The sequence below is a fragment of the Pedobacter sp. HMWF019 genome, assembly GCF_003061025.1.
GTDB lineage: Bacteria > Bacteroidota > Bacteroidia > Sphingobacteriales > Sphingobacteriaceae > Pedobacter.
This window is the reverse complement of the sequence record NZ_QAIL01000565.1, coordinates 9,356-9,940: the sequence shown is the minus strand read 5'-3', so window position 1 is coordinate 9,940 and position 585 is coordinate 9,356. Positions and strand designations below refer to the sequence as shown.

The 585-nt window shown below is 41.2% G+C and carries 1 pseudogene; it reads right to left on the bottom strand.

The window, feature by feature from the left end:
- A pseudogene (locus tag DBR11_RS30025) lies at positions 1–529 on the bottom strand (hypothetical protein); the annotation flags it as partial.
- Between the last annotated feature and the right edge of the window lie 56 nt (positions 530–585).

Here is a 585-nt window from a genome sequence, read left to right as displayed (position 1 = left end):
CAGTCTCATAAATAGTATTATCTACAGCCTCGCCTTCACCACTGCCTTTACCTGTGCCAATTCCATTTCCGGTACCTGCTTCCGGCACGGCTGCCATATTGGTTTCCACTCCGGCCTGTGTAACCGGGCCGATAGCAGCATGTTCTATTTCTTTAAGCGTTGGCGGATCTTTCAGCACAGGATCACTCACCACTACAGGTCTGGAAGGTAAATTCACTGTTTTGATCTTTTCCTTCATAGGTTCTGCCGGCATTTCCTTCTTTTTCTCTTCAGGTTTCACCTGATCAGGAAGCGTAAGTGTGTTTACCTCTATAATTTTGTCCGGAACTACAATTTCTGCGGGTTTCATATGTCGTAACACTGCAGGTACAACAAAAAGAAGGATAAAAGCAGAAGAACTGATCAATAAAGCCCGAAAAGTAATCTTTGAGGACTGCTGACGAAGCGTATAAGCACCATAATTCTGATTTCTGTTCTTAAATACAAGATTGAGCCACTCTTTCTTGTACAGGTTTGATGAATTTATCATAGTTCTTAGGTTATTTTAAAATAAGATGTCTATTTCTTCCTTTTTCCATAAAAGCC